Annotated in this window: 20 protein-coding genes, 4 tRNA genes and 2 pseudogenes; 11 read left to right on the forward strand and 15 right to left on the reverse strand. The window is 51.7% G+C overall.

Going from position 1 to position 24,103, the window contains the following annotated elements; translation table 11 throughout:
• The first annotated feature begins 222 nt into the window (after nt 1-222).
• Nucleotides 223-942 (forward strand): UMP kinase, encoded by a 720-nt coding sequence (pyrH, locus tag ACNAU7_RS06125; RefSeq protein WP_416301513.1) that lies wholly within the window; start codon nt 223-225, stop codon nt 940-942.
• A gap of 369 nt (nt 943-1,311) precedes the next feature.
• Here pyrH and ACNAU7_RS06130 read toward each other — a convergent pair whose 3' ends face one another.
• The 3 genes from ACNAU7_RS06130 to ACNAU7_RS06140 all read right to left on the reverse strand — a co-directional run bounded on the left by ACNAU7_RS06130 (nt 1,312) and on the right by ACNAU7_RS06140 (nt 4,775).
• Complete coding sequence (locus ACNAU7_RS06130) at nt 1,312-1,851, reverse strand: SMI1/KNR4 family protein (protein WP_416301515.1); 540 nt, start codon at nt 1,849-1,851, stop codon at nt 1,312-1,314.
• 351 nt (nt 1,852-2,202) lie between these two features.
• Nucleotides 2,203-4,410 (reverse strand): DNA helicase II, encoded by a 2,208-nt coding sequence (gene uvrD, locus ACNAU7_RS06135; RefSeq protein ID WP_416301517.1) that lies wholly within the window; start codon nt 4,408-4,410, stop codon nt 2,203-2,205.
• Between the two features lie 119 nt (nt 4,411-4,529).
• Nucleotides 4,530-4,775 carry a helix-turn-helix domain-containing protein gene (locus tag ACNAU7_RS06140; RefSeq protein ID WP_003753308.1) on the reverse strand — a complete coding sequence of 82 codons (246 nt, stop codon included), beginning with the start codon at nt 4,773-4,775 and terminating at the stop codon, nt 4,530-4,532.
• Nucleotides 4,776-4,921: 146 nt separating this feature from the next.
• Here ACNAU7_RS06140 and ACNAU7_RS06145 point away from each other — a divergent pair, with 146 nt between their 5' ends.
• Nucleotides 4,922-5,155, forward strand: a complete 234-nt coding sequence (locus ACNAU7_RS06145) for a hypothetical protein (RefSeq protein WP_416301520.1) — start codon at nt 4,922-4,924, stop codon at nt 5,153-5,155.
• Nucleotides 5,156-5,807: 652 nt separating this feature from the next.
• Here ACNAU7_RS06145 and ACNAU7_RS06150 read toward each other — a convergent pair.
• The 4 genes from ACNAU7_RS06150 to ACNAU7_RS06165 all read right to left on the reverse strand — a co-directional run bounded on the left by ACNAU7_RS06150 (nt 5,808) and on the right by ACNAU7_RS06165 (nt 10,448).
• On the reverse strand, nt 5,808-6,476 hold the full coding sequence (locus ACNAU7_RS06150) for a hypothetical protein (protein ID WP_416301522.1): 669 nt from the start codon (nt 6,474-6,476) through the stop codon (nt 5,808-5,810).
• A gap of 56 nt (nt 6,477-6,532) precedes the next feature.
• The gene (polA, locus tag ACNAU7_RS06155) at nt 6,533-9,325 is read right to left on the reverse strand and encodes a DNA polymerase I (RefSeq protein WP_416301524.1); all 2,793 of its coding nucleotides are present in this window, start codon (nt 9,323-9,325) and stop codon (nt 6,533-6,535) included.
• Nucleotides 9,326-9,427: 102 nt separating this feature from the next.
• Nucleotides 9,428-9,886: a DUF2247 family protein gene (locus tag ACNAU7_RS06160; protein ID WP_416301526.1), complete on the reverse strand. Its 459-nt coding sequence runs from the start codon at nt 9,884-9,886 to the stop codon at nt 9,428-9,430.
• Between the two features lie 208 nt (nt 9,887-10,094).
• Entirely contained in the window at nt 10,095-10,448 is a 354-nt protein-coding gene (locus ACNAU7_RS06165) for a hypothetical protein (RefSeq protein WP_416301528.1), read from the reverse strand.
• 79 nt (nt 10,449-10,527) lie between these two features.
• Here ACNAU7_RS06165 and ACNAU7_RS06170 point away from each other — a divergent pair.
• From ACNAU7_RS06170 to ACNAU7_RS06180, 3 genes and pseudogenes are all read left to right on the forward strand, one after another.
• Nucleotides 10,528-10,674: pseudogene (locus ACNAU7_RS06170) on the forward strand (IS1595 family transposase); the annotation flags it as partial.
• An 87-nt stretch (nt 10,675-10,761) separates the two neighbouring features.
• A complete protein-coding gene (locus ACNAU7_RS06175; protein ID WP_101120541.1) occupies nt 10,762-11,595 on the forward strand; it encodes a DUF4198 domain-containing protein in 834 nt (277 codons plus the stop codon).
• A 108-nt stretch (nt 11,596-11,703) separates the two neighbouring features.
• A pseudogene (locus ACNAU7_RS06180) lies at nt 11,704-12,379 on the forward strand (IS1595 family transposase).
• A gap of 132 nt (nt 12,380-12,511) precedes the next feature.
• Here ACNAU7_RS06180 and ACNAU7_RS06185 read toward each other — a convergent pair.
• Entirely contained in the window at nt 12,512-12,691 is a 180-nt protein-coding gene (locus ACNAU7_RS06185) for a hypothetical protein (RefSeq protein ID WP_416301530.1), read from the reverse strand.
• Nucleotides 12,692-12,706: 15 nt separating this feature from the next.
• On the reverse strand, nt 12,707-13,714 hold the full coding sequence (locus ACNAU7_RS06190; RefSeq protein WP_416301533.1) for a quinone-dependent dihydroorotate dehydrogenase: 1,008 nt from the start codon (nt 13,712-13,714) through the stop codon (nt 12,707-12,709).
• A gap of 231 nt (nt 13,715-13,945) precedes the next feature.
• Between ACNAU7_RS06190 and acpP the strand changes: the two genes are divergently transcribed.
• Both acpP and fabF read left to right on the forward strand, forming a co-directional pair.
• Entirely contained in the window at nt 13,946-14,182 is a 237-nt protein-coding gene (gene acpP / locus ACNAU7_RS06195) for an acyl carrier protein (RefSeq protein WP_002215574.1), read from the forward strand.
• 163 nt (nt 14,183-14,345) lie between these two features.
• Nucleotides 14,346-15,593 carry a beta-ketoacyl-ACP synthase II gene (fabF, locus tag ACNAU7_RS06200; RefSeq protein WP_250314467.1) on the forward strand — a complete coding sequence of 416 codons (1,248 nt, stop codon included), beginning with the start codon at nt 14,346-14,348 and terminating at the stop codon, nt 15,591-15,593.
• 225 nt (nt 15,594-15,818) lie between these two features.
• On the opposite strand, the gene ACNAU7_RS06205 is transcribed toward fabF, so the two are convergent.
• Nucleotides 15,819-15,959 carry a hypothetical protein gene (locus ACNAU7_RS06205; RefSeq protein ID WP_416301542.1) on the reverse strand — a complete coding sequence of 47 codons (141 nt, stop codon included), beginning with the start codon at nt 15,957-15,959 and terminating at the stop codon, nt 15,819-15,821.
• Between the two features lie 12 nt (nt 15,960-15,971).
• On the opposite strand from ACNAU7_RS06205, the gene ACNAU7_RS06210 reads away from it, so the two are divergent.
• Both ACNAU7_RS06210 and ACNAU7_RS06215 read left to right on the forward strand, forming a co-directional pair.
• The gene (locus ACNAU7_RS06210; protein WP_416301544.1) at nt 15,972-17,102 is read left to right on the forward strand and encodes a glycosyltransferase family 4 protein; all 1,131 of its coding nucleotides are present in this window, start codon (nt 15,972-15,974) and stop codon (nt 17,100-17,102) included.
• 680 nt (nt 17,103-17,782) lie between these two features.
• The gene (locus tag ACNAU7_RS06215; protein ID WP_416301546.1) at nt 17,783-18,997 is read left to right on the forward strand and encodes an MFS transporter; all 1,215 of its coding nucleotides are present in this window, start codon (nt 17,783-17,785) and stop codon (nt 18,995-18,997) included.
• Nucleotides 18,998-19,308: 311 nt separating this feature from the next.
• Here the strand turns inward: ACNAU7_RS06215 and ACNAU7_RS06220 are convergent.
• From ACNAU7_RS06220 to ACNAU7_RS06240, 5 genes are all read right to left on the reverse strand, one after another.
• Nucleotides 19,309-19,385: transfer RNA gene (locus tag ACNAU7_RS06220), tRNA-Asp, on the reverse strand.
• 32 nt (nt 19,386-19,417) lie between these two features.
• Nucleotides 19,418-19,493 (reverse strand) — tRNA-Val (locus tag ACNAU7_RS06225).
• A 39-nt stretch (nt 19,494-19,532) separates the two neighbouring features.
• Nucleotides 19,533-19,609 (reverse strand) — tRNA-Asp (locus ACNAU7_RS06230).
• Nucleotides 19,610-19,641: 32 nt separating this feature from the next.
• A tRNA-Val gene (locus ACNAU7_RS06235) sits at nt 19,642-19,717 on the reverse strand.
• A 69-nt stretch (nt 19,718-19,786) separates the two neighbouring features.
• A complete protein-coding gene (locus ACNAU7_RS06240; RefSeq protein ID WP_416301548.1) occupies nt 19,787-21,766 on the reverse strand; it encodes a cation:proton antiporter in 1,980 nt (659 codons plus the stop codon).
• 148 nt (nt 21,767-21,914) lie between these two features.
• Between ACNAU7_RS06240 and ACNAU7_RS06245 the strand changes: the two genes are divergently transcribed.
• Entirely contained in the window at nt 21,915-22,754 is an 840-nt protein-coding gene (locus tag ACNAU7_RS06245) for an RnfABCDGE type electron transport complex subunit B (protein ID WP_416301550.1), read from the forward strand.
• Nucleotides 22,755-22,953: 199 nt separating this feature from the next.
• Nucleotides 22,954-23,985, forward strand: a complete 1,032-nt coding sequence (gene gap, locus ACNAU7_RS06250; RefSeq protein ID WP_416301552.1) for a type I glyceraldehyde-3-phosphate dehydrogenase — start codon at nt 22,954-22,956, stop codon at nt 23,983-23,985.
• Nucleotides 23,986-24,103 lie beyond the last annotated feature (118 nt).

The following is a 24,103-nucleotide window of genomic DNA, read 5'->3' on the forward strand; positions in this document are numbered from 1 at the left end:
ACCTGGATTCCAAACGAATCAGGGTGCTTTTTTTTGGGAAAGGCCCATATTTTCCGGCGGCAGGGTTCAAATGCCCGCCCCGCCCGAAAACAGCGGCGGCAAATTCAGCCGCCCGTTTTCACACCGCCGGCACGCCGCATACGTCCTGCCAAGGCATACACCTTTCAGACGGCATCCCGCCCGGAAGCCGGCAACATCCCCAACGAGAAAGCAGAATATCCCATGACACAGCAAATCAAATACAAACGCGTATTACTGAAACTCTCCGGCGAATCCCTGATGGGTTCCGATCCGTTCGGCATCAATCACGATACCATCGTTCAAACTGTCGGCGAAATTGCCGAAGTCGTTAAAATGGGCGTACAGGTCGGCATCGTCGTGGGCGGCGGCAATATTTTCCGGGGCGTATCCGCCCAAGCGGGCAGCATGGACCGCGCCACTGCCGACTACATGGGCATGATGGCAACCGTGATGAACGCCTTGGCACTCAAAGACGCATTTGAAACCCTCGGCATCAAAGCGCGCGTACAATCCGCGCTTTCCATGCAGCAAATCGCTGAAACGTACGCCCGTCCTAAAGCCATTCAATATTTAGAAGAAGGCAAAGTCGTGATTTTTGCCGCCGGTACCGGTAACCCGTTCTTCACGACCGACACTGCCGCCGCATTGCGCGGTGCGGAAATGAACTGCGACGTGATGCTCAAAGCCACCAACGTTGACGGCGTGTACACCGCAGACCCGAAAAAAGACCCGTCTGCAACCCGCTACGAAACCATTACTTTTGACGAAGCCTTGAACAAAAACCTTAAAGTCATGGACGCGACCGCCTTTGCGCTCTGCCGCGAACGCAAACTCAATATCGTCGTCTTCGGCATCGCCAAAGAAGGCTCGCTCAAACGCGTCATTACCGGCGAAGACGAAGGCTCACTGGTTCACTGCTGATTGACCATAGGGTCGGCAGATATAGTCGCATAAGGGCTTCAGACGGCCATTTATTATATGGAGATTAACAAGCCTAAACCCATCCTGCCTCACGCATCAACTTTTCATATACCGACTATATTGCCTTCCATTTGAAAATGCCGTCTGAACGATGTTCAGACGGCATTTTGCCTTTCAGTAGGCAAACCGCCTTGCAGCAGGCGGACAAAATCGGCATAAGGGCAACGCCGTAAAGGTTTGACCTAAGCACCGACAAAACCGCCGAAAACAGGCGGCACGTTCCGCCGAACTGTTTCCCTTACGGATTCAAACGGTTATCCGTTATTTCGCTCGTTTTTCCTTGATGATTCCGGTTTTTCAACCGCCGTTTTATATTTCCTCGTCAATAAACTCATCTTCATGCCGCAAACTGCGGATAAAGGTTTCAAAATCGGGGGCAAGTTCGACGATTTCAAAATCCGATTCTTGTTCGACGAACACCACTTTCGGCTCGCCGTCTTTGCCGCACGCCCGATAGTCTAAGGCAAACAGGGCATGTCCTCCCGACGGGTCGTTGGCAAAATACACGCCGATAGGAGGATACTCCCATTCTTCCAGCCAAAGTTTTTGCCCTGTTTCGCCGCACAGGCTTCCTTCTTTTTCAAAACCGATGCCCGATACCTCGCAAATTTGCACATGATCTTTCGCCCACGAATTTCTCTGCGTGGTTGGAAAACAGGTTTTTATAAATATCCCGCCGTTTTGTACTCCCATCAATTCAATAAAACTTTGCGGCAATTTATAGCCTAGCTCACTTTCTACGGCAGCCAAAATTTCAGGGGTAAACGGGGCTTCTTTGTAGTTTTCATCTGCCCAACTGTCGGATTCCCACACAGAGGGCAAATCAAAATCTTTAAAAACTTGGGACATAATGTTCTTCCTTATTGATTTCAGTGATAACAGAGGGTGGGTATCTATACCCGGCTTTTACCGTCCGTCATTCCCGCGCAGGCGGGAATCTAGGACGTGGAATCTAAAGAAACCTTTTATCCGATAAGTTTCCGTACCGAAAGGTCTGGATTCCCGCCTTCGCGGGAATGACGGCGGCGGTTGCGGCAAAATTGCCCTTCCCGTTTTCAGACGGCCTTTTGCCTTGTCCTTACTACGTTTTTTGCCGTAGGTCGGATTTTTGAATCCGACATTTCCAACAGCGGTTTTTCGGAAACGATAGACGCGTCAAATGTTTTTGTCGAATACAAGTATTCGACCTACATTTTAAATTTACACCTCTTCCAATTTCGCAAACTTGGTGTCCAGCTCTTTCACGCCCTGTTTGCCGAAGTTGATGGTCAGTCGGGCGGACTCGCCTTTGTCCACGGCATCGATGATGACGCCGGTGCCGAATTTGGCGTGGCGGACGTTTTGGCCGATGCGGAAGCCTGCGTAGGTTTGCGGCTGTTTGTAGTCGTCGATGATTTTGTCTTTGGATGCGGCGGTTTGGCGCGGGCCGCCGTAGCTGTCGTAGGCGGTTTTTTTGACGGACAGGTAATGCAACACTTCGGGCGGGATTTCTTCAACGAAACGAGAGACGATGCCGAATTGGGTTTGCCCATGCAGCATGCGTTGCTGTGCCATGGTGATGTAGAGGCGTTTGCGGGCGCGGGTGATGGCGACGTACATGAGGCGGCGTTCTTCTTCGAGGCCGCCGCGTTCGGCAAGGCTCATTTCGCTGGGGAAGCGGCCTTCTTCCATGCCGGTGAGGAAGACGGCGTTAAATTCCAAACCTTTGGAGGCGTGGACGGTCATGAGTTGGACGGCTTTTTCGCCTGCGCCTGCTTGGTTTTCGCCGGATTCGAGGGCAGCGTTGCTCAAGAAAGCGAGGATGGGGAAGGCGGGGTCGTCTGAAATGTTTTCGGGTAGGATTTCAAAATTGCTGTCTTCGGGTTTGAACTCGATGGCGGCGTTGACGAGTTCGTCGAGGTTGTCAAGGCGGTCTTGGTTATCGCCTTTTTGGGTTTGGTAGTATTCGGTCAGGCCGCTGTCTTTGAGGATGCCGGCGATGATTTCGGGCAGGGGCATTTGTCCGACTTGGTTGCGCAGGGCTTCAATCAGGCGGACGAAGGCGGCGACTTTGGTGGCTTTTGCGCCGGCATTGCAGGCTGCCTGCCAAAGTGAAACGCCTTGCTCTTGCGATGCCGTCTGAAGGTTTTCGACGGTACGCGCGCCGATGCCGCGCGGTGGGAAATTAATCACGCGCAAGAGGGCGTTGTCGTCGTCGGGATTGACGGCGAGGCGCAAATAGGCGAGCGCGTGTTTGATTTCTTGGCGTTCGTAAAAGCGCAGCCCACCGTAGATTTTGTAGGGAATGCCGCTGCGGAACAGGCTTTGTTCGATGACGCGGGATTGGGCATTGCTGCGGTAGAGGACGGCGATTTCGTCCAAATCCCGGCCTTCGCGTTCGAGGGCTTTGGTTTCGTCCACGATGAACCGGGCTTCTTCGAGGTCGGTAAAGGCGGAGTAGTAGCGGATTTTGTCGCCTGCTTCGGCGTCGGTACGCAGGTTTTTGCCGAGGCGTTCGTCGTTGTTTTCGATAACAGCGTTGGCGGCGGCGAGGATGTTGCCGACGGAACGGTAGTTTTGCTCGAGTTTGACGGGCGCGTCGATGTGGAACTCTTCCATCAGCGCGGTCATATTGCCGACGTTCGCGCCTCGGAACCGGTAAATGCTTTGGTCGTCGTCGCCGACGGCAAATACCGCCGCGTTGCCGCCCGCCATCAGTTTCAGCCACGCGTATTGCAGTTTGTTGGTGTCTTGGAACTCGTCAACGAGAATGTGGTTGAAGCGGTTTTGGTAGTGCCGGCGCAGTATTTCATTGCTTTGCAGCATTTCGTAACTGCGGAGCATCAGTTCGGCGAAATCGACCACGCCTTCGCGTTGACAGATTTTGTCGTATTCGGCGTAGCACTCAATCATGCGGCGCGTATGCGGATCGGGCGCGCTCAACACGGAAGCGCGTAAGCCGGATTCTTTTTGCGCGTTGATAAAGCCTTGCAGCGAACGCGGCGCGATGATTTCTTCGGCGATGTTGAGACTTTTGAGCAGGCGTTTGATCAGGGAAAGCTGGTCGCCGCTGTCGAGGATTTGAAAGGAAGACGGCAGACCGGCATCGCGGTGGTGCAGGCGCAAAAAGCGGTGGCAGAGACCGTGAAACGTGCCGAGCCACATAGCGCGGACGTTGATGGGAATCATCGCGCCGAGACGGGTTTGCATTTCTTTGGCGGCTTTGTTGGTAAACGTTACCGCCATGATGCTGTGTACGCTTGCCTGACCGGTTTGCAAAAGCCATGCGATGCGCGTGGTCAGCACGCGGGTTTTGCCGCTGCCCGCGCCCGCCAAAACGAGGGCGGATTGCGGCGGCCAGGTTACGGCGGAGAGTTGTTCGGGATTTAAGCCTTGCAGGAGGTTGGGGGCGGATTGGTCGGGAAACATAAGGATGCCGTCTGAAAAGTGGAATGCGCTATTTTAATAGAAACGGAAGGATGCCGTTTGAAAACAAAACAGAAACTGTACGATGGCGGCCAGCGGTGGCATAGGGCGGGTCGCCGACATTATCTGAGTTGCAGCAGGTCTTTTCTAACCAGTTCTTCCAAAGGCATACCCAACGCATCGGCAATCTGACCCATCACATCAATGGAAACCGAACGGCTGCCGCGTTCTATTTCGCTGATATAGGTTTTGCTTACGCGCGCACTAAAAGCCAACTCTTCTTGAGAAAGCTCTTTCAAACGCCTGACCTGCCTCATATTTTGGGCGAAGATAAGGCGGTAGGGGTTTGGGGTGGTCGGTTTTTCCATGCAGTGAGTATGGAAAAATCCCAATATTCAAACAATAAACTATAGCTTGTTAAAATAAAACTATAGTTGAATAAATTTGTAAAATAGAATAATATTTCAAATGCAGCACATCAAAATTTTTTAAATTTTATTCAGAAGGGTAAAAAATGAGCGTAAACCGTATTGCTTTGATGTCGGTATCGGCAGCCCTCTTGGCTGCCTGCGCCACACCGTATGTATATTGGCATAAGGACGGGGGCTCCAAGCAAGAGGCACTCGACCAATTGGGCTACTGCCGCAAAGATGTCGATGCAAACCGTTTGGAAAAACAGAAAGCCGCCAAGCTGGTTTTCTACTGCATGAAAGCCAACGGTTACAGCCTGATGAGGGGATACCGTTAAGCAGGCTCAAGACCGCCTGACGACGGTTGGCACGCGGCCGGGCGCGGGGAAGCCTTATATATTGCACCCAGCCAAAGGGGCGCATTACTTTTCTTTCTCGCAAATCCTGAAAACAAGGCGGTATCCGGATGGGTTTCAATCCCGCAGCGGCGGGGAAATATTTTGTATCCGGTAGGGCGGTTTGCCGACCGAACGTAGGAATAACCGCCTTGCAACAGCCGGAATCGTACCGATTGTTCAAACACCGCCGGAACAAACGGCTGCGTTTCAAAATAGTGCCGCGAAACAGGCGGGGGCGGGTAAAGTTGTTTTAGTCCGATAAATTAACAGGCTGTGTTTTAATATAGTGTTGATAGATATAATTATCTTCAATGTATTTAATATGATAGCTTTTCTTCCTAACTGAAAAATAATTGTCTTTCCCCTTGCGGATAATTGAAATCAACAGATTACTAAAACACAACCAGTTAAAATATCTTCAAATGATGGCAAAATGCGTATCCGGCATTTCAGGCCGACAAATCCGCACCATCTGAAAACGCAGCAGGAGCCCGATGCTGTCTGAAACCCGGATTGTCGGGCTTCAGACGGCATGGGGCGGGTTTTGGGTTTCAACCGTCGCGCGCAACTAAATAGGTATCCAGGCTACGGCTTACTGGCGTCGATTTTGTGATAGTGCAAAAACAATTGAAAAAACAGTTAAAATTAAGACATTTTCCAATGCCTGCAAAAATTCCGTATCAAAAAATAACCACTGCACACAAGCTGATATAAATAATGATTTCAAAGCAATAAAAATGAGAAATCCAACTTTATCCAAATTTTCGTTATAGTCCCAAAATATGTTTGTCAACGGATACCATAAATACTTTGTCATTAACTTAGACAGTCCAAAAATTGGAACATATAAGGTAAGCGTAATGAACCATACAAAAATATTAGCGTATCCGCCAGTCATTGAGATTTCAGGAAAATACATTCCAATATATTTGGCCTGACTCAAATAAAGCCGATTTGTACCAAAAGGGTCGTGGAATAAAATCGGCATAGAAAAAGATGCCAAAATAATCAAATAAGTAAGTGTATAAAAAGACACTTCGCCAATAAATTTTTTTACTTCATACCTCCTCTTGGCTTTTATATCATTAGGATAAAGCGACGTATCTTGAACAGGTATCCGATCAGAATTTCCAGATACCCATTCTTGACATTTATATCTGGATTTTTTCCATAAACCGGTAAATATACCTATAATGACAGCTGTAACAATACCGCAAACAATGTTTAATACTATTGATTTCCAATCATTAGAGTCGAGCATTTTACTTCCTTAAATTTTGATAAATCAAAACGTAACAGTTCAATACTTGTGCATTCTCAATGTGCCTCTTCCCAATTCTCCCCTACTCCAACCTCAGCCACCAGCGGCACTTTCAACATCCCTTCATCCACTTTCGCCATAATCTGCGGCAGTTTTTCTTTGACTAAATCCAGTTCGGTTTCAGGTACTTCCAGTACCAGTTCGTCATGCACCTGCATAATCAGTTTGCTCTTCAGGTCGTCTGAAACCAGCCAGCGGGACACGTCTATCATGGCGCGTTTGATCAGGTCGGAGGCTGTGCCTTGCATGGGGGCGTTGATGGCGGCGCGTTCGGCTCCGGCGCGGGCGTTGGCGTTTTTGTTGCGGATGTCGGGCAAATAGAGCCTTCTGCCGAACAGGGTTTCGACGTAGACTTGGGCGGCGGCTTGTTCTTTGGTGCGCTGCATGTATTCGGCGACGCCGGGATAGCGGGCGAAGTAGCGGTCGATAAAGTTTTTGGCGGAGATGTTGTCGATGCCCAATGATTTGGCAAGGCCATATTGGCCCATGCCGTAAATGAGGCCGAAGTTGATGGTTTTGGCGTAGCGGCGTTGTTCGGACGAGACGTTTTCGGGGACGATGCCGAACACTTCGGCGGCGGTGCGGCGGTGTACGTCTTCGCCGTTTTGGAACGCGGTAATCAGGGTTTTGTCGCCGGAGAGGTGCGCCATGATGCGCAGCTCGATTTGGGAATAGTCGGCAGAAACGATGACGCTGCCTTGCGGTGCGGTAAAGGCGCGGCGCACGCGGCGGCCTTCAGCGGTGCGGATGGGGATGTTTTGCAGGTTGGGGTTGTTGCTGGCGAGGCGGCCGGTGATGGCGACGGCTTGGGCATAGGTAGTATGCACGCGGCCGTCTTTGGGCGAAATCATTTCGGGCAGTTTGTCGGTGTAGGTGGATTTGAGCTTCGCCAGGCTGCGGTTTTGCAGGATGATTTTGGGCAGGGGGTAGTCGGGCGCGAGCTGTTCGAGCACGGCTTCATTGGTGGAAATGCCGCCTTTGGCGGTTTTTTTCAGGCCTTTGGTGGGGATGCCCATTTTGTCAAACAGGATTTCTTGAAGCTGTTTCGGCGAGTTGAGGTTGAACGGCTGGCCTGCGGCGGCGTAGGCTTCTTGTTCGAGCTTCATCAGCTCGGCGCCGAGTTCCGCGCTTTGGCGGGCGAGTTCGGCGCGGTCGATTTGTACGCCGTTGCGTTCCATTTCAAACAACACCTGCGCGACGGGCAGCTCCATTTTTTCATACATTTCAAGCTGCTTGGTGTCCATTTGCGCGCGCAGGTGCGCTTCGAGGCGCAGGGCGAAATCGGCGTCTTGGGCGGCGTATTCGGTCGCCTGCTCAATGGCGACGTCGGCAAAACCGATTTGCTTCGCGCCTTTGCCGCACAGCGATTCGTAGGTAATGGTTTCCAAGCCCAACCAGCGTCCGGACAATTCGTCCAAACCGTGTCCGAGGTGGCTCTCAATGATGTAGGAAGCGAGCATCGCGTCGCCGGCGATGCCGTTCAGGGCGATGCCGTAGTTGGCGAAAACGTGTTGGTCGTATTTGAGGTTTTGACCGATTTTTTTCAGGGCGGGGTTTTCCAAATGCGGTTTCAGACGGCCTAACACGTCTTGCAAATCAAGCTGTTCAGGCGCGGCGGTCAGGCTGTGTCCTACGGGGATGTAAACTGCTTCGCCCGCTTGGAACGCGATGCTGATGCCGACCAGCGAGGCGTTCATCGCGTCTAATGACGTGGTTTCCGTATCGATGCCGATTTTGTCCGTCTGAGCCAGTTTGTCCAACAAGGCGGCAAACTGCGCTTCGGTGATAACGGCCTGATAATCCAGTTTTTCGGGCGCAACGGCTTTTTCATGTAGCCTTTCAGACGACGTTTCCATATCCAACGCCGCCTGTTCGCCTATCGTATCGCTGCCGAACAAATCGCCGTCCGCTGCTTCGTGCATACGGCTCTCCGCCTCTTTCAACCAAGTGCGGAAGCCCCAGCGTTTGAAATCGACCGCAAGCTGCGACCATTTCGGCGAAGTGCGGCGCAGGCTTTCGATGCCGTCTGAAAGCTCGGTGTGCAAGTCCACATCGGTTTTAATCGTTACCAAATCATACGACAGCGGCAGTTGTTCCAAAGCGGCTTGCAGGTTTTCGCCGACCTTGCCTTTGACTTCGCCAGCGTGTTCCATCACACCAGCCAGCGAGCCGTAGGCTTCCAGCCACTTCACCGCCGTTTTCGGGCCGCATTTCTCCACGCCCGGCACATTGTCCACCTTGTCGCCCATCAGCGCGAGATAATCGCGGATTTGGTCGGGACGCACGCCGAATTTTTCCTTCACGCCTTCAATGTCCAGCGTTTCGCCGCTCATCGTGTTCACCAGCGTTACGCTCTCGTTCACCAACTGCGCCATGTCCTTATCGCCGGTAGATACCACCACGTTCCACCCTGCTTCGCTAGCCATCTTAGCCAAAGTGCCGATAACGTCGTCCGCTTCCACTTGCGGAATCACCAGCACCGGCCAGCCCATCAAGCGCACCAAATCCGGCAAGGCTTCCGCCTGCGGGCGCAAATCGTCCGGCATCGGCGGTCGCGTCGCCTTATAGTCAGGGAACATCTCGTGGCGAAAATTTTTGCCCTTTGCATCAAACACCACCGCGCAATAATCGTGCACATAATCCGAGCGCAGCCGACGCAGCATGTTCAACACACCATAAAGCGCACCCGTCGGCGCACCGTCTGGCGCGGACAACTGCGCCATCGCGTGATAAGCGCGGTAGAGATAAGAAGAGCCGTCAACGAGGAGAAGGGTGTGAATGGTTGCCATGATAGTATCTGCTGATGAGAAAATAAAAATGACCTAATTATAAGGGATAATCAAAATGCCGTCTGAAAGCCCATTTCAGACGGCATTTGAATCTAGCCTGCCTTATCTGCCCAAATATTTTGCCCAATTGAGATACAGCCGGGCAATATTTTCTTCATAGCTGTGGGGAGAAGGAATATAACCGTCTTTAGGCGGCATATATCTGACAAATGATTCTATTTCTTTCGGATAATCGAAATCTGCATAAATTTTTTCAATTTCCCCCAAAGAATCCTCAAATTCTTCTTTTCTATGGAATACATCGCTTAAGAGGACGTACAGCCAATTTTTAGGGGAATAATCCCTCATTTCCGAAGCCAAATCTTCCAGAACAGGCTTTAATTCAAGAATATTGGATTTGTTGATTAAAGATAGCTTGAACACGCGTTCATCATGATCTGAAAGCGTCATTTTTCGGGCATAAGCTACTACATCAGCCCAACCCAAGTATTTATTCTCATATCCCCACAGAATATCCTTCCAAGAAAGGCGGACTTTTTGCGCGGTTAAATCAAGGTTCATTTTTTACTCCGGTTGCCTGCTCCGTGTTCACGCATCGGTTTGCCTGCCCCGTCATTCCGCCCCTTCCGATTATGCCTGTTACGAAAAGTCTTCCAAATGACGGCTGATTGCCTCTTCAACAGTCGGATGCCAATCCACAAATGAAGCCCGCAATTCCTCTAAAACCAACTCATTGAATAAATCATCCAAATTCCGCCAATCCGTTTTATCATCCGGATGGAGAAGATTTGCCATAACGGCAGTTGAATATCCGTTTGACCATATTTATCAGATAACTATCTTCTTTATATAAATCAATCAGCAAAGGCACAATGCCCGGCTCATAAAATAATTCTGTCGTATCAGATGTTTCTTTTAACGCGGAAATTATCTCCAACAGTTCATACCCGTATCGGGGATAAGCAAACAAATAGGGGACTGCTTCACGCAAACATGAAAATGCTTCGTAACTTTGCATTTTCCATATATGTTCATCTTTAAAATCGCTCAAATACCATTCATCCAATTCACTTTCCGGATCGGATATAAATCGGATAAATTCATTTAGTTCGTCCTTAAACATATCGAATCCTTAAACTTAAAATCTATTTGGGGCTGTCCTAGATAACTAGGGAAATTCAAATTAAGTTAGAATTATCCCTATGAGAAAAAGTCGTCTAAGCCAGTATAAACAAAATAAACTCATTGAGCTATTTGTCGCAGGTGTAACTGCAAGAACAGCAGCAGAGTTAGTAGGCGTTAATAAAAATACCGCAGCCTATTATTTTCATCGTTTACGATTACTTATTATTTACAAAAAATGTAAATAAGAGTAATGTTTCCACTCGCCAAAATACAAGGCCTTTCATTCAACAACAAAATGGAGTGTAGAAACTATGAAACAATGGATGCTTTTAGGATTGCTGGGATTGGGCGCAGTGGCGCAGGCGCACGATGTTTGGGTGGCTGCACCGACACATCAGCCAGCCGGCCAAATCCTGCACGCGGATTTGGGTTACAGCCATGACTTCCCCAATGTCGAAAAAATCGCCGACGACCGCGTACATATTTTCAAACCGCTGCAATTGACCGGCAGCTCAAAGAAAACCGTTGATTTGGTAAATAAAGGCGAAAACTATCAATACGTTTCCAAAGCCGCTTTGCCTGAAGGCTCCTACTGGGTCAGCGCAACCTACAAACCGACTTTCTGGTCGAAAAACCAAGACGGCTGGAAACAGCAAACCTTGAAACAGCTGGCCGGCGCGACCTATTGCGAACAGGCGCAAATGTTCGGCAAGAGCTTTGTCCAAGTGGGCAACGGCGCAGTTGATGAAGCGGTATTGACCCGCCCTATCGGCCAAGAGCTGGAACTGGTTCCGCTGAAAAATCCGAACGAAGTCAAAGCCGGCGGTATTTTGCCGGTCAAAGTCCTGTACAAAGGCGAGCCTTTGGTTAAAGCCACCGTTACCGCCAGCTCAGACACTTTGGCGGAAATGGACTTGGAATCAACCCATGACCACCGCGAACCTCAAGGCTTCTCCGGCAAAACCGATAAAAACGGCGTGGTCAATGTGATTACTCTGATTGACGGTTTGTGGAAAATCAAAGTCGTGAACGAGACCGATTACGGCGATAAGAGCGTATGTCAGAAAGACAATACTTACGCAACGCTGATTGTGCCTGTCGGTACCAAACGCGCAGCCGCACGCCATGCCCACCATCATCATTAACAACCATTAAAAAAGGCCGTCTGAACTTTCAGACGGCCTTCATTTATTCTAATTCATAACCCAAATTTCTAAAAAAACGGGAGAATGTTTCCAACTCATCACCATTTAATTGGGCAAAACGGACACGGTTGCAGCCGATCAAAACCACACTTTTATCAAAACAGTCCACATTTAGAAATGTTTGATGGCGAAGTAGAAGCAGATGAAAGTTATTTTGGCGGACAACGCAAAGGCAAACGCGGTCGCGGTGCTGCCGGTAAAGTCGCCGTATTTGGTCTTTTGAAGCGAAATGGTAAGAATATTACATTTGCTGCTGACATAAAAAAGCCCCCTTTCACTTGGCTGTCAAAGGGGAATGTTAAGAAAAGTAATGCGCCCCTCTGATGGGGTGCAATATATAAGGTTTATACGGTTACTGTACCAAATACTCAAACCGCTACTTTATTTCCTATTGTCCGTGAACAAGTGAAACCTGACAGCATTGTTTATACGGATTGTTATCGTAGCTATGATGTATTAGATGTGGGCGAATTTAGCCATTTTAGCTTCGCTGAAACTTCGTTTTCGTATCAATCACAGCACACATTTTGCCGAACGACAAAACCATATCAATGGAATTGAGAACTTTTGGAACCGGGCAAAACGTCATTTACGCAAGTTTAACGGCATTCCCAAAGAGCATTTTTGGGCTGTATTAAAGGAGTGCGAATGGCGTTTTAACAACAGTGAGATAAAAGTTCAAATTTCCATCTTAAAACAATTAGTAAAATCGAGTTTATCCTAGTTATCTAGGACAGTCCCATCTATTTTTATCCCCATATCCTTATTTTCCACATCATGAATTCCAACGCCGTTCATATTTTGCGTTTCCCCAAGCCGTCCGCCACAGTATAAAATTATTTTTTATATCAATTATTTATATGTTTAACAACTTACCGCCGGGCTTGCTTTGGCTGCGTATCAAGATTGTCTGGTTCGCGGCGGGCGTTTGCTTTGTTTCAAACAGGGCGGCGCGTAAGGGATTTTCAAGGGGCGGCAGGCAGGAAAAGGAAATGAAAATGCCGTCTGAACGGCAAAACGTGCTTTCAGACGACATTTTGGGCGGGACGCGTCATCGCGCCAAAGCCTTCAAACATTCTTTGACCAATGCCGGACCTTTGTATATCAATCCGCTGTACACCTGGACGGCAGTTGCGCCCAAGCGGATTTTCTCTGCCGCATCTTTGCCGTTCATGATGCCGCCTACGCCGATAATCGGCAGCTTGCCGTCGATGTGGTCTGCCAACAGCTTCAACACCCGATTACTTTTTTCATGAACGGGTAGCCCGCTCAAACCGCCCTGCTCGTCTGCAAGCGGATGGCTGCCTAGGCTTGATTTGTCGATGGTGGTGTTGGTAGCGATGATGCCGTCCATTTCGACGGATTTGACAACGTGGGCGATGTCTTCGATTTGTGCTTCATCCAAATCGGGGGCGATTTTGACGGCGAGCGGAACGTATTTCCCGTGTGCAGAGGTAAGCTGTGCCTGTTTGTTTTTCAAAGCCTCAAGCAATGCGCTCAACTCGCCGCCACCTTGCAGCGCGCGGAGGTTTTTGGTGTTGGGCGAGGAAATATTGACGGTAATGTAACTTGCGTGCGCGTAGGCTTTTTCGAGGCAGATTAAATAATCATCGGCAGCGTTTTCGATAGGCGTAACCGCGTTTTTGCCGATGTTGATGCCCAACACGCCGCTGAATTTGCTTTTTTCAATATTGCGTATCATGGCATCGATGCCGTGGTTGTTGAAACCCATGCGGTTGATGATGCCTTGGTGTTCTAGAACGCGGAAGAGGCGCGGCTGCGGGTTGCCGGGCTGCGGGTTGGGCGTAACCGTGCCGATTTCGATGAAACCGAAACCGAGCGCACCCAAAGCGTCGATGTATTCACCGTTTTTGTCGAGACCTGCGGCAAGTCCGACAGGGTTGGGCAAATCCATACCCATCAGTTTTACAGGTTTGGTACGGTTGTCGGTTACGGGAATCAGACCCAATTTATAAACCGTGTTGAGCGCGTCGAGCGTGAAGTGGTGGGCTTTCTCGGCATCGAGTGCAAACAGGATGCGGCGGGCAAGTGGATACATGACAGGGCTTTCTGCTTCAGATGGAAATGCCGCCATTTTAACCGAAATCCCGCCAAACATACGGCACACAGGTCAAACTTGAACGACAAAACCCGCCGCACCCAAAAATGTACAAATCGGCAAATATTGATATAATATGCATTAGATAGAAAACTCTATTAAAAGTCGGTACAATACCACCGATTTATTTCCCTTAAACAACCTGCCGCAAGGCATAAAGGAACGACTGACATGTCAAACATCGAACAACAAGTTAAGAAAATTGTTGCTGAACAACTGGGCGTAAATGAAGCCGACGTGAAAAATGAATCTTCTTTCCAAGACGACTTGGGCGCAGACTCTTTGGATACCGTAGAACTGGTTATGGCTCTGGAAGAAGCTTTCGGCTGCGAAATCCCTGACGAAGATGCTGAAAAAATCACCACAGTCCAACTGGCTATCGACTACATCAACGCCCACAACGGCTAATCGGTCATCGCCCGACACAACAGCCTCTGCTGCACCGTGCAATAGAGGCTTTTCCCTTATATGGCAAACTGCTTAAACTCCGTTTAAATACCTGCCGGGAATTCCAGACGGCATATGTCCGACACCCCCATATGCCGCACCGACAACCAACAGCGAGATTATCATGAGTCAGAGAAGAGTAGTCATTACAGGCTTAGGTCAAGTTTCCCCTGTCGGCAACAGCGTTGCAGAAGCATGGAACAACCTGCTCGCAGGCAAAAGCGGCATCGGCAAGATTACCCGCTTTGACGCATCCGACATCAACAGCCAAATCGCCGGCGAAGTCCGCGATTTCAATATCGGCGATTACATCAGTGCAAAAGAAGCACGCCGCATGGACGTATTTATCCACTACGGCATTGCCGCCGCATTGCAGGCAATCGCCGATTCGGGCTTGGACGATGTGGAAAACCTCGATAAAGACCGCGTCGGCGTAAACATCGGTTCCGGCATCGGCGGACTGCCCAGCATCGAGGCCACCGGCAAAGCCGTAATCGAAGGCGGCGCGCGCAAAATCAATCCTTTCTTTATCCCTGGTTCGCTGATTAACCTGATTTCCGGACACGTTACCATCCTCAAAGGCTACCGCGGCCCCAGCTACGGCATGGTTTCCGCCTGTACCACCGGCGCGCACTCCATCGGCGACTCCGCTCGACTGATTAAATACGGCGACGCTGACGTGATGATTGCAGGCGGTGCCGAAGGCGCGATCAGCACTTTGGGCGTAGGCGGTTTTGCTGCGATGAAAGCCCTCTCCACCCGCAACGACGACCCTGCTACCGCTTCCCGTCCGTGGGACAAAGGCCGCGACGGCTTCGTTATCGGCGAAGGCGCGGGCGTATTGGTGTTGGAAGAATTGGAGCACGCCAAAAAACGCGGTGCGAAAATTTACGCCGAAATCGTCGGCTTTGGCATGAGTTCCGATGCCTACCACATCACCGCGCCGAACGAAGAAGGCCCTGCGCTGGCAGTTACCCGCGCGCTGAAAGATGCCGGACTGAATCCCGAAGATGTGGATTATGTCAACGCACACGGCACGTCCACCCCCTTGGGCGATGCCAACGAAACCAAAGCCCTCAAACGCGCGTTCGGTGAACACGCCTACAAAACCGTCGTCAGCTCGACCAAATCCATGACCGGCCACCTGCTCGGCGCGGCGGGCGGCGTGGAGGCCGTGTACAGCATTTTGGCGATACACGATGGCAAAGTTCCACCGACCATCAATATCTTTGAACAAGACATCGAAGCGGGTTGCGATTTGGACTACTGCGCCAACGAAGCGCGCGACGCGGAAATCGACGTTGCCATTTCCAACTCCTTCGGCTTTGGCGGCACCAACGGCACGCTGGTGTTCAAACGCTTCAAAGGCTGATTCCGCACGACTGCTGCCGACATCGAAATGCCGTCTGAAAACCTTCAGACGGCATTTTCCAAACACCCTACCCGTTGCCGGACTGCACGACACGCAAATCAGCCTTATCAAACCGCAAACAACCGCCGCGATTAAACCGCCATTCAAATAAGTCCGTTTTCCCTTCGGGTGTAAAATCATCACAAAACGCGATACTGTATATCACCGGGCGTTATGCAGCGGATTTCAGGATAAAATGCCGTCTGAAGCCGCCCCTGCCCGGGCGGGCGAAGCGCCGGATGCGGTGCGCTTGGCAAAGGTTTGCCCGCCGCGCCCCGTATCCGGCATTTCATCAATGCAGACCGCATTTCCAATCCTATAATTCAAGGTGTCCGCCTTATGAAAATCGTTTTTATCACAACAGTCGCATCCAGCATTTACGGTTTCCGCGCCCCCGTCATTAAAAAATTAATCGGCAAAAACCATCAGGTGTATGCCTTTGTATCGGAGTTTTCCGATAATGAATTGGATATTATCAGGGAAATGGGGGTTACACCCGTTACCTACCGTTCAAACCGCAGCGGGCTGAACCCGTTTTCCGATATAAAATCCACCTTCCTCATATTTAAAGAACTCAAAAAAATATCGCCGGATTTGGTTTTCCCTTATTTCGCAAAACCCGTGATTTTCGGCACTTTTGCCGCAAAATTGGCAGGCGTGCCCAGAATCGTCGGGATGCTGGAAGGTTTGGGATTCGCATTTACCCCGCAGCCGGAAGGCATACCGTTAAAAACAAAAATCATAAAGGGGATTTTGATTGCCTTATACCGCATTGCCCTGCCGATGTTGGAAAGCCTGATTGTATTAAACCCCGACGACAAAGACGAACTGACGGACAAATACGGCATCAAAATAAAAAACATCCATATTTTGGGCGGAATCGGTCTGGATTCGCGGCAATATCCTTATTCCGAGGCGGATATTCCCGATGAAAAAGAACCCGTAAAATTTCTCTTTATCGGCAGATTTCTGAAAGAAAAGGGGATTGATGATTTTATTCGGGCGGCGGAACAGGTTAAGGACAAATACCCCGATACGGTTTTTACCGCTTTGGGCGCAATCGACAAATCACGCGGGGGGGGGGGCGATTTGGAACGCCTTATCGCCCGCGATATTATCCGTTTCCCCGGTTTTGTAAACAATGTTTCCGAAGTGATAAAAGAACATCATATATTCGTATTGCCGTCTTATTATAGGGAAGGCGTTCCCCGAAGCACTCAGGAGGCAATGGCCGTCGGCAGGGCGGTGATTACGACGGATGTCCCCGGATGCAGGGAAACGGTCGCCGACAAGGTCAACGGCTTCCTGATCGAACCTTGGAATCCCCGCATCTTGGCCGAAAAAATGATTTATTTTATCGAAAACAGGGAAGCCGTCCGCCTGATGGGGAATGCAAGTTATGCGATTGCCAAAGATAAATTCGATGCCGAAAAAGTCGATTTGAAATTGCTCGATATTTTGAAGGCGTAAACAAGGCTGCCGACTTTTGAGTTTCGGTCATTTCTGATAAACCCCCGTCATTCCCGCCACACCCCCGTCATTCCCGCGAAAGCGGGAATCCAGGTTCGTTGAGTTCCAGATGTGTAGGGCGGGCTGTAGGGTGGGCTTCAGCCCACCGAAACCAATCCAAACCACCAAACCGCCCCCGCCGTCATTCCCGCCAAATCCCGTCATTCCCGCTTTCGCGGGAATGACGGGATATTTTTGCATTGGATAAAAATGCCGCCTGAAATTTTTTCAGCGGGCGTAAGGTGTTGTGTAGGGGAGGACGTAGGGTGGGTCGTAGCAACTGTATTTTTCACCCCGTCGGGCAAAAATATAGTGGATTAACAAAAATCAGGACAAGGCGACGAAGCCGCAGACAGTACAAATAGTACGGAACCGATTCACTTGGTGCTTCAGCACCTTAGAGAATCGTTCTCTTTGAGCTAAGGCGAGGCAACGCCGTACTGGTTTTTGTTAATCCACTATACTAACCGGAATTAACAAATACGGAACAAATATTAACCTGAACCGTAAATACCCATCAAGCCCTTTCAGACGGCATCGGCAGGCATACCGTTGGCTATATCCAAAGAATCAGGAATTATTTAGCCCGAATCATCCGGTTTGTTAAAATCCGCAAACTTAACCGACTCAAAATACACATTATGACGCACACCGCATCGAAAACACCCAAATTTTGGCTGACCATCACCGCCGCCGCATTCATCCTGCTGATTACCATCGGCATGAGGATGACGCTCGGACTGTTCGTCCAACCCGTCGTCAACACCACCGAATTGAGCATTGCCCAATTCAGCCTCATCATCGCCGTTTTCCAACTGATGTGGGGCATATCGCAACCATTGTCCGGCGCGCTTGCCGACCGTTTCGGCGCGTTCAGGGTATTAAGCGGCGGCGCCGTCCTGCTCGTCTGCGCCTGCCTGATTGCCCCCAACATCCCGACTTATTGGGGGCTGATGATTGCCGTCGGGCTGCTGCTCGCATTCGGCACCGGCTCCGGCGGGTTTTCCATCATTATGGGACAGGTTGCCGCCCAAATCCCCGCACACAAACGCGGCTTGGCATCCGGACTGGTCAACGCAGGCGGTTCGGCAGGACAATTCCTGTTCGCACCGCTGGTTCAAGGACTCGTCGTCCTGCCCGAAGTCGGCTGGACGGGCACATTTTACGTTTGTGGCGCAATCGCCCTGCTGATTCTGCCCGTCTCATGGTGGCTTGCCGGCGGCAACAACGCCGCCCACACCCAACACGCCCAAGCCACACACGGACAAAGCCTCGGAGAAGCAGTCAAAACCGCCTTCAAAACCCCAAGCTACATCCTGCTGCACCTGAGCTTTTTCGCCTGCGGCTTCCACATCGCCTTTCTCGTAACCCACCTACCCACGGAAGTCGCCCTGTGCGGACTGCCCGCCACCGTCGCCTCAACATCCATTGCCATCATCGGACTGGCAAACATCGCCGGTTGCGTGTTCTCAGGCTGGTGCACCGGACGCTTCAAAGGAAAACACGTCCTGTTCGGACTCTACACCTCACGCGTCGCCATGGTGCTGATTTACATCTTCTCACCCAAAACCGACCTCAACTTCTACATTTTCGCCGCCGCACTCGGATTCACATGGCTCGCCACCGTCGCCCCGACCGCCGCCGTTACCGGCAAACTCTTCGGCACACGCTACCTCGCCACCCTGTTCGGACTGGTAATGCTCACCCACCAAATCGGCGGCTTCCTCGGCTCGTACATCGGCGGCATCGTCATCACACAATTCGGCGACTACGGCTGGATGTGGTATGCCGACGCACTGCTGGCCGGAACCGCCGCCCTCCTCAACCTCCCCATCCGCGAACCCAAAACCGCCTGACAAAAATGCCGTCTGAAAACCTTCAGACGGCATTTTCAAAAATATCCGACATATCCGCCGACATTTCAACCCACAAAACGGCAAGAAGGAAGCCATAAAATCCGCAAGCATCCTACTGCCCATTGATACGACAGGTAAGCAACATCAGAACAGCACGCAACAACTGTCCGAATCCGTATCGAAAATACCATCCAATGATAAAAAACCGGATTAAAACAGCAATATCCGGGCGAAACAGACCCAAAACAGACAAACCCATCAAATCGGGCAGATGAAAAAATACCGACCCTAAGGTCGGTATTTTCAATACTTGGCGCGGCGGACGGGGCTCGAACCCGCGACCCCCGGCGTGACAGGCCGGTACTCTAACCAACTGAGCTACCACCGCGCATCCATTGTTTGCAACAATGAAAGGAAACTTGGTGGGTGATGACGGAGTCGAACCGCCGACATTCTGCTTGTAAGGCAGACGCTCTACCAACTGAGCTAATCACCCGTGTATAAAAAATACCGACAGAGTCAGCATTTTGAAACTTGGCGCGGCGGACGGGGCTCGAACCCGCGACCCCCGGCGTGACAGGCCGGTACTCTAACCAACTGAGCTACCACCGCGCATCCATTGTTTGCAACAATGGAAGGAAACTTGGTGGGTGATGACGGAGTCGAACCGCCGACATTCTGCTTGTAAGGCAGACGCTCTACCAACTGAGCTAATCACCCTTGCGATTTGCGAAAACGCTATTAAACCAAATAACCGGAAATGGCGCAAGCCTTATTTCGGAATTTCATTTATATTCCCTGCAAACTCCAGTTTTCAAACAAAATAATTTCATCCTTTTTGCCGACGACGACCAATATGTCTCCGCCTTCCAAAACGAAGGAAGGAACGGGATTTTCAATCCTCGCGGTACGGCGACGGACGAACAGCAGTTTGATGCCGTGCCTGTCCAAAGGCAGTGCGCCGATTGTTTTTCCGACGGCATAAGCCTCTTGCGCCAAAGAAAAAGCATGGCGGCAAACAGTTTCGCCGTTTTCACCGAATCCCGCTTCGTCGTCGCTGCCGACAAACAGCCCCTCCAACGCGGCATAACGACTGTGGCGGATATTTGCCATCGTCTGATAGACGTGCCGGTACGACGCGCCGTTGCCCAACATCGCATAGCCTGCCAACACGAGTCCGGTTTCTTTGGTGTCCGACACGGCTTCTTCCGCACCTATATCGGTAAACGTTTTCACATAATCGTCATTGGTGGCGCGCACATATACGGGCATATTGGGATACATGGACAGCACATTGTCTAAAACGTGTTGCGTTTCGTGCATATTGTTGAGCGTAACCACCACCATTTTCGCCCGTCCCAAACCGGCGGCTTCCAATACTTCCCTGCGTTTCGCATCGCCGAACGACACCGGTTCGCCCGCACTTCTGGCAACCTGCACCCGCGCGATGTCCAAATCGAGTGCGAAATACGGGATGTCTTCTTGGGAGAGGACGCGTCCGACCGTCTGCCCGCCCCTGCCGAAGCCGACAATCAGCACATGGTCGGACTTGCTCATGGTTTCTACCAGCATACTGTGCAGATCGAGCGACTTCATGTCCCAGCTTGACTTGACCAAACGCCCGACCAGCGCATCGCTGCCGCCCAAGAGGAAGGGCGCGATAATCATCGACAGCAGAACCGCCGCCGTCGCCGCCTGTTCCCATTCTGGCGAAACCATATCAAGCTGCCCGGCAATGGCCAGCATCACGAAGCCGAACTCGCCGCCCTGCGCGAGATACAAAGCCGTTTTGAGGCTGTCGCCGACCGAATGTTTCATTTTGAATGCAATGGCAAACACAACCAATGCCTTCAACACCAGCAGCATTGCCAACAGCATCAATACCTGCCGCCAGCCGCCGATCAATGCCTGAATGTCCAGCTTCATGCCGACCGTGATAAAGAAAAAGCCGAGCAAAATATCGCGGAACGGGCGGATGTCGTCTTCGACTTGGAAACGGTATTCCGTTTCCGAAAGCAGCATCCCCGCCACAAACGCGCCCAACGCCATCGACAGCCCTTCCAACGCCGTCAGATAAGACACGCCCAGCGTTACCAGCAGCACATTGATCATAAAGAGTTCGGACGATTTGCGTTTTGCCACCATCCTGAACCATCGCGACATAATTTTGCTGCCGACGAAAAACAGCAGCCCCAGCGTCAGCAGCATTTTTGCAAACGCCAAACCCAAGGCCGCCCAAATATTTCCTTCCCCTCCGCCAGCCAGCGCGGGAATCAGAATCATCAGCGGCACGACGGCGATGTCCTGCATCAGCAGCACGCCCATCGCCATCTGACCGTGCGGCTGCCCCAATTCCGTCTTTTCCGACAAAATCCGGCTCACAATCGCTGTGGACGACATCGCCAACGCGCCCGACACGGCAAACGCCCAATTGAACGGCACGCCCGTCAGCATCAGTATGCCCATTACCGACAGCATCGTAACGCCGACCTGCAAACCGCCCAGACCGAACACCAGCCGCCTCATCACCCTCAACTTGGGCAACGAGAACTCCAAACCGATGCTGAACATCAGGAACACAATCCCGATTTCGCCCAAATAATCCGTCGCATGGCTTTTCGGAATCAGGCTGAGCATACCGGGCCCCGCCAAAAAGCCCACCAGCAGGTAGCCCAGCATGGAGGGAATGTTGAACTTGCGGCACAGGATCACCGTAATGACCGACACCAGCAGAACAACCACAATAGGGGCAAGCGAAAATTCATTCATAGGCCGTCCGAACAGGAAAATACAGAAAAATGCCGTCTGAAACGGCACACGCCGCCGTATTATAACAAAACACCGCGCATCATCCGAAACGGGCGCGGCATACAATTCTGCTAAAATACGCCCTTTCGATTTTGAGCCGCACACCGACATGACCGCCACAGCCGCCGCCATAGACCGCCTGCTTCCCCAAACCCAATGCCGCGAATGCGGCTACGACGGCTGCCTGCCCTACGCACAGGCAGTCGCAACAGGCGAAGCGTACAACCTCTGCGCCCCGGGCGGCGCAACCGTCGTCCGCGACCTTGCCGTCCTGCTCGGCAAACCCCTTGCCGCACCTGCCAAAACCCAAGCCAAAGCACTCGCCCGGATAGACGAAACCGCCTGTATCGGCTGCACCGCCTGCATCCGCGCCTGCCCTGCCGATGCCATTATGGGCGCGGGCAAACTTATGCACACCGTCATCGCCGACGAATGCACCGGCTGCGGACTCTGCGTCGCCCCCTGCCCCGTCGACTGCATCCATATGCAGCCCGTTGCCGACACCGTCCTGCCCCGCGCGCGCCGCTTCAGCCTGTCCGCCGACAGCCGTTTTGCCGCCGCCGAACACGCGCGCGCGCGCTACCACAAGCGTACTGCCCGCAAACAGCGCGAAGCCGACGAACGCAAGGCCATGCTTGCCGAACGCGAAGCCGCCGTCCGCAACGCGCGTCCGCAAACGCCCGACACACCGAAAAAACCGGCGTTTAACCCTGCCGACCTCATCGCCAAAGCCATGGCAAAAGCGCAAACCCAACAAGACCGCCTCGCCGCCGCCGACAACCGCAAAGACTATCAGGCGAAACAGATAGCCGAAGCCCGCGAACGCGCCGAGTTGCGCCGCGCCCAACGCGATATGAAATACGGCAGCGACAGCGAAAAAGCCGCCGCCCTCGAATACCTCAAACAATACAAAGCCAAACAGGAAGCCGCACAGAATACCGCCTCCTGACCCCTCCCCGAAATGCCGTCTGAAGCCGCTTCAGACGGCATTTTATCAAGCTCTCCGTCCGCCGCACCCGTGCCGTCCGCATCTTACCGCCCACCCTTCCAGTCGCGCCGTTTTCAATAAAATATTAATTACACGCCACTACAAATTTGCTATAATCCGCCCCGAAAATCTACCCAACCCCTCGACAAAGGAACAAACCATGGGCATCAAAGTCGCCATCAACGGCTACGGACGCATCGGCCGCCAGGTTTTGCGCGCCATCTACGATTATCAGATTCAAGACCAACTCCAAATCGTCGCCGTCAACGCCAGCGGCAGCCTTGAAACCAACGCCCATCTGACCAAATTTGACACCGTGCACGGACGCTTTGAAGCCGACGTATCCCACGACGGCGGCAACCTCATCGTCAACGGCGACAAAATCCCCTTCTTCTCGACCCGCAACCCTGCCGAACTGCCGTGGAAAGAACTCGGTGTCGATTTGGTCATGGAATGCACCGGCGCGTTCACCAGCAAAGAAAAAGCCAAAATCCACCTCGAAAGCGGTGCGAAAAAAGTCCTCATTTCCGCACCGGGCGGCGACGATGTCGATGCAACCGTCGTGTACGGCGTGAACGACAGCGTCCTGACCGACGACATGACCGTCGTTTCCAACGCCTCCTGCACCACCAACTGCCTCGCCCCCGTCGCCAAAGTATTGAGCACAAGCGTCGGCATCGTCAAAGGCTCGATGACCACCATCCACGCGCTGACCAACGACCAAACCGTTACCGACGTGCGCCACAAAGACCTGCGCCGCGCCCGCAGCGGCGTGGAAAACATGATTCCGACCAAAACCGGCGCGGCAAAAGCCGTCGGTTTGGTACTGCCCGAATTGAAAGGCAGGCTCGACGGGCTTGCCATCCGCGTGCCGACCGTCAACGTATCATTGGTAGATTTGAGCTTCCAAGCCGCGCGCGACACCACAGTCGAAGAAATCAACGCACTGATGAAAGCCGCCTCGGAAGCAGGCGCGCTCAAAGGCGTTTTAGGCTACAACACCCTGCCCTTGGTTTCCATGGACTTCAACCACACCACCGAAGCCAGCCACTTCGACGCAACACTGACCAAAGTCGTTGACGGCAACATGGTCAAAGTCTTCGCATGGTATGACAACGAATGGGGATTCAGCTGTCAAATGCTGAACACTGCACGCCGCATGTTCGGTCTCGAAGTACGCCCGCTCAAATAAGCAATAAACCGTCAAACAAAATGCCGTCTGAAACCCGATGTTTTCAAGTTCCAGACGGCATTTTTCATTTTTCACCGTGATTTTACCCGGCTGTCGTCATTTCCAATTTTAATCCACC

Source organism: Neisseria sp. LACPHL-SPEC-2024-00856 (assembly GCF_047915665.1).
Classification (GTDB): Bacteria; Pseudomonadota; Gammaproteobacteria; order Burkholderiales; family Neisseriaceae; genus Neisseria; species Neisseria polysaccharea.

Coding starts and splice junctions, on each gene's coding strand:
- ACNAU7_RS06165 (WP_416301528.1), bottom strand. CDS start 10,448: ATGTTTAAGGACGAACTAAATGAATTTATCCGATTTATATCCGATCCG.
- gap (WP_416301552.1), top strand. CDS start 22,954: ATGGGCATCAAAGTCGCCATCAACGGCTACGGACGCATCGGCCGCCAG.
- ACNAU7_RS06145 (WP_416301520.1), top strand. CDS start 4,922: ATGAGCGTAAACCGTATTGCTTTGATGTCGGTATCGGCAGCCCTCTTG.
- acpP (WP_002215574.1), top strand. CDS start 13,946: ATGTCAAACATCGAACAACAAGTTAAGAAAATTGTTGCTGAACAACTG.
- polA (WP_416301524.1), bottom strand. CDS start 9,325: ATGGCAACCATTCACACCCTTCTCCTCGTTGACGGCTCTTCTTATCTC.
- uvrD (WP_416301517.1), bottom strand. CDS start 4,410: ATGTTTCCCGACCAATCCGCCCCCAACCTCCTGCAAGGCTTAAATCCC.
- ACNAU7_RS06190 (WP_416301533.1), bottom strand. CDS start 13,714: ATGTATCCACTTGCCCGCCGCATCCTGTTTGCACTCGATGCCGAGAAA.
- ACNAU7_RS06150 (WP_416301522.1), bottom strand. CDS start 6,476: ATGCTCGACTCTAATGATTGGAAATCAATAGTATTAAACATTGTTTGC.
- ACNAU7_RS06185 (WP_416301530.1), bottom strand. CDS start 12,691: ATGTCGTCTGAAAGCACGTTTTGCCGTTCAGACGGCATTTTCATTTCC.
- ACNAU7_RS06160 (WP_416301526.1), bottom strand. CDS start 9,886: ATGAACCTTGATTTAACCGCGCAAAAAGTCCGCCTTTCTTGGAAGGAT.
- ACNAU7_RS06140 (WP_003753308.1), bottom strand. CDS start 4,775: ATGGAAAAACCGACCACCCCAAACCCCTACCGCCTTATCTTCGCCCAA.
- ACNAU7_RS06130 (WP_416301515.1), bottom strand. CDS start 1,851: ATGTCCCAAGTTTTTAAAGATTTTGATTTGCCCTCTGTGTGGGAATCC.
- pyrH (WP_416301513.1), top strand. CDS start 223: ATGACACAGCAAATCAAATACAAACGCGTATTACTGAAACTCTCCGGC.
- fabF (WP_250314467.1), top strand. CDS start 14,346: ATGAGTCAGAGAAGAGTAGTCATTACAGGCTTAGGTCAAGTTTCCCCT.
- ACNAU7_RS06175 (WP_101120541.1), top strand. CDS start 10,762: ATGAAACAATGGATGCTTTTAGGATTGCTGGGATTGGGCGCAGTGGCG.
- ACNAU7_RS06215 (WP_416301546.1), top strand. CDS start 17,783: ATGACGCACACCGCATCGAAAACACCCAAATTTTGGCTGACCATCACC.
- ACNAU7_RS06240 (WP_416301548.1), bottom strand. CDS start 21,766: ATGAATGAATTTTCGCTTGCCCCTATTGTGGTTGTTCTGCTGGTGTCG.
- ACNAU7_RS06210 (WP_416301544.1), top strand. CDS start 15,972: ATGAAAATCGTTTTTATCACAACAGTCGCATCCAGCATTTACGGTTTC.
- ACNAU7_RS06245 (WP_416301550.1), top strand. CDS start 21,915: ATGACCGCCACAGCCGCCGCCATAGACCGCCTGCTTCCCCAAACCCAA.